Consider the following 2780-nt stretch of genomic DNA (forward strand, 5'->3'; position numbering starts at 1 on the left):
AAGCCAGGCCATCCCCGGCGTGAAGTGGCTGGCCCAGGGCACCATCTACCCGGACGTGATCGAGTCCGTGAGCTTCAAGGGCGGCCCCAGCGTGGTCATCAAGAGCCACCACAACGTGGGCGGGCTGCCCGAGAAGATGGACCTCAAGCTCGTGGAGCCACTGCGCGAACTCTTCAAGGACGAAGTGCGCAAGGTTGCCTACGAATTGGGTATGCCCGAGTCCATCATCTGGCGTCACCCCTTCCCGGGGCCTGGCCTGGCCATCCGCATCATCGGGGACATCACCCGCGAACGCCTGGACATCCTGCGCCGCGCCGACAAGATCGTCCAGGCCGAACTCAAGGCTTCGGACTGGTACCGCAAGGTCTGGCAGGGCTTCGCCGTGCTCCTGCCGCTCAAGACCGTGGGCGTCATGGGCGACGACCGCACCTATGAGAACGTCTGCGCCCTGCGCATCGTGGACTCCCTCGACGCAATGACCGCCGACTGGTCCCGCGTGCCCACCGACATCCTGGCGCGCATCTCCAACCGCATCATCAACGAAGTGAAGGGCATCAACCGGGTGGTTCTGGACATCTCCTCCAAACCGCCCGCGACCATCGAATGGGAGTAGACCCATGTTCGGCATCGGTTCCACGGAACTCGTCATCATCCTCATCGTCGCCCTGGTGCTCATCGGTCCTTCCAAGCTGCCGGACCTGATGAAGTCCCTGGGCAAGGGCATCTCCGAGTTCCGGCGCATGAGCACGGACGTGAAGTCCACCCTGGAGCGGGAAATCGAAAAGGCCGACGAGGCCAAGCGCATCGAAGAGACCAAGAAGGAACTCTTCGGCGACGCCGCGCCCTCCGAGGCCGACGCCGACAAACCCGCGCAATCCCCCGTCGCGACGGCGGCAAAGCCCGGCGCGGACGACAAGGCCGCCCCCACTGCGGCTGCTGCCGACGCAGCCAAAACGGCCTCCGCCCAGAGCGCCGAAGCCAAAACCGGCGCCCCGGCCGCCCCGGCGTCCCCCGCCCAGCCGACCGCGGCCGCCCCGGCCGATGCGGCCAAGGAGGCCGGCCGTGCGTAGGGCCATTGTGAACCGCACCACCCGCGAGACCTCCATCGAGCTGGAACTCGTCCTGGACGGCCAGGGCACGGCCGAGGTTTCCACGGGCGTGGGGTTTGCCGACCACATGCTCACCCTGCTGGCCTTCTGGTCCGGCTTCGACCTGAAGGTCTTCTGCAAGGGAGACCTCCACGTGGACGCCCACCACACCCTGGAAGACGTTGGCCTCTGCCTCGGCCAGGCCATGGCCGAGGCCCTGGGCGACAAGACGGGCATCACCCGCGTCGGCTTCGCCCGTTTCCCCCTGGACGAGGCTCTCTCCGAAGCCGTGGTGGATCTCTCCGGACGCGCCTATCTGGTCTACGAGGACGACCCGCTCCCTGCCCAGGTGGCGGGCGAGGAAAAGGACGTGTGGCGGGAGTTCTTCAAGTCCCTGGCAGGCAAGGCCCACATGAACCTGCATCTTCGGATGCTCTACGGCAAGAACGGACACCACCTGCTCGAATCGGCGTTCAAGGCGCTGGGCGTTGCCCTGCGCCAGGCCTGCGCGCCGGGCCGGGCGGGCGTCCCGAGCACCAAAGGGAGCCTAGGCTGATGCGCACTCACCGTTTCCTCGTCCTCTTCGCGTTGCTGGCCCTCCTGGCCGCCGGGGCCTGCGCCCGCCGTCCGAGCGTGGACAACAAGATCAACCCGCAGTTCAACGTGGCCGTGGCCCCCTTCAGCGTGGCCCAGAACCCCTGGGACCTCCTGGCCGGGTATCTGCCCGAGCGCGTCATCTCCCCAAAGGCCGACGCCATGGACCAGCTCGACACCATCATGGCCAAGGCCCTGCCCATCGGCCCCGAGCGCAACGTCTTTGGCGCGGCCCGCGTGGTCCCCTGCCTCGATTCCGTCAAGAAGCCCCAGGACGCCAACCGCATGGCCACCCTCAAATACTGGCAGGACGTGGGCCGTTGCGCCGACGTGCAGTATCTGGTCGTGCCCAAGGTGGTCCACTGGAAGGAACGCGAAGGCTCCGCCGTCGGCTCCACCAGCCCGGCCTGGGTCATCCTGGACCTCTACCTCGTCAACGTGAAGACCGGCGGCCTGATCAACCACTTCCACTACGACTACCAGCAGCGCGCCCTGTCGGATAACCTCCTGGACGCAGGCAAGTTCCTCAAGCGCAAGGGACAGTGGGTCACCGCCGCCGACCTCGCCCGCGAAGCCATCGAACAAGGACTCAAGGAATTCGGACTGTGATCCTCTATCCCGCCATCGACATCAAGGACGGCCAGTGCGTGCGCCTCAAGCAGGGGCTGGCCGACCAGGTGACCGTCTTCGACAAGGACCCCGTGGCCGCAGCCGTCCACTGGCTGGGCATGGGCGCCAAGGCCCTCCATGTGGTGGACCTCGACGGCGCTTTCGAAGGCGAACCCCGCAACAAGGCCCTGGTGGCCGAAATCTGCAAGCTGGCGGGCAACGTTCCCGTCCAGCTGGGCGGCGGCGTGCGCGACCTCGCCATCGCCCAGGCCTACGCCGACGCGGGCGTCTCGCGCCTTCTCATCGGCACCATGGCCCTCGCGGACCCGGACCTCTTCGGGCAACTCTGCAAGGCCCTTCCCGGACGCATCGGCGTCTCCCTGGACGCCGACGCCGGACGCCTCAAGACCAAAGGCTGGGTCGAAGACTCCGGCCTCACCGTGGACGACGTGCTCCCGAGACTTCACGACCAGGGCGCGGCCTTCCTCG

5 protein-coding genes are annotated in these 2780 nt (G+C 67.1%); all 5 read left to right on the forward strand.

Annotation, left to right across the window (positions count from 1 at the left end; translation table 11 throughout):
• On the forward strand, window positions 1–613 hold a 613-nt coding region (locus ACV4UX_RS18420; RefSeq protein WP_491594738.1), incomplete at its 5' end, for a GMP synthase (glutamine-hydrolyzing).
• Between the two features lie 4 nt (window positions 614–617).
• Complete coding sequence (gene tatB, locus ACV4UX_RS18425) at window positions 618–1070, forward strand: Sec-independent protein translocase protein TatB (protein WP_491594739.1); 453 nt, start codon at window positions 618–620, stop codon at window positions 1068–1070.
• Complete coding sequence (hisB, locus tag ACV4UX_RS18430; RefSeq protein ID WP_491594740.1) at window positions 1042–1644, forward strand: imidazoleglycerol-phosphate dehydratase HisB; 603 nt, start codon at window positions 1042–1044, stop codon at window positions 1642–1644. The genes tatB and hisB overlap by 29 nt, the downstream gene beginning before the upstream one ends.
• On the forward strand, window positions 1644–2291 hold the full coding sequence (locus ACV4UX_RS18435) for a hypothetical protein (protein WP_491594741.1): 648 nt from the start codon (window positions 1644–1646) through the stop codon (window positions 2289–2291). The genes hisB and ACV4UX_RS18435 overlap by 1 nt, the downstream gene beginning before the upstream one ends.
• Window positions 2288–2780: HisA/HisF-related TIM barrel protein (locus ACV4UX_RS18440; protein ID WP_491594742.1), on the forward strand; the 493-nt coding region annotated here is incomplete at its 3' end. The genes ACV4UX_RS18435 and ACV4UX_RS18440, both read left to right, overlap by 4 nt.

It is taken from the genome of Fundidesulfovibrio sp. (assembly GCF_058402725.1).

What these genes read in the sequence shown, in the direction of transcription:
- tatB (WP_491594739.1), top strand. Translation starts at nt 618, where the DNA reads ATGTTCGGCATCGGTTCCACGGAACTCGTCATCATCCTCATCGTCGCC.
- hisB (WP_491594740.1), top strand. Translation starts at nt 1,042, where the DNA reads ATGCGGCCAAGGAGGCCGGCCGTGCGTAGGGCCATTGTGAACCGCACC.
- ACV4UX_RS18435 (WP_491594741.1), top strand. Translation starts at nt 1,644, where the DNA reads ATGCGCACTCACCGTTTCCTCGTCCTCTTCGCGTTGCTGGCCCTCCTG.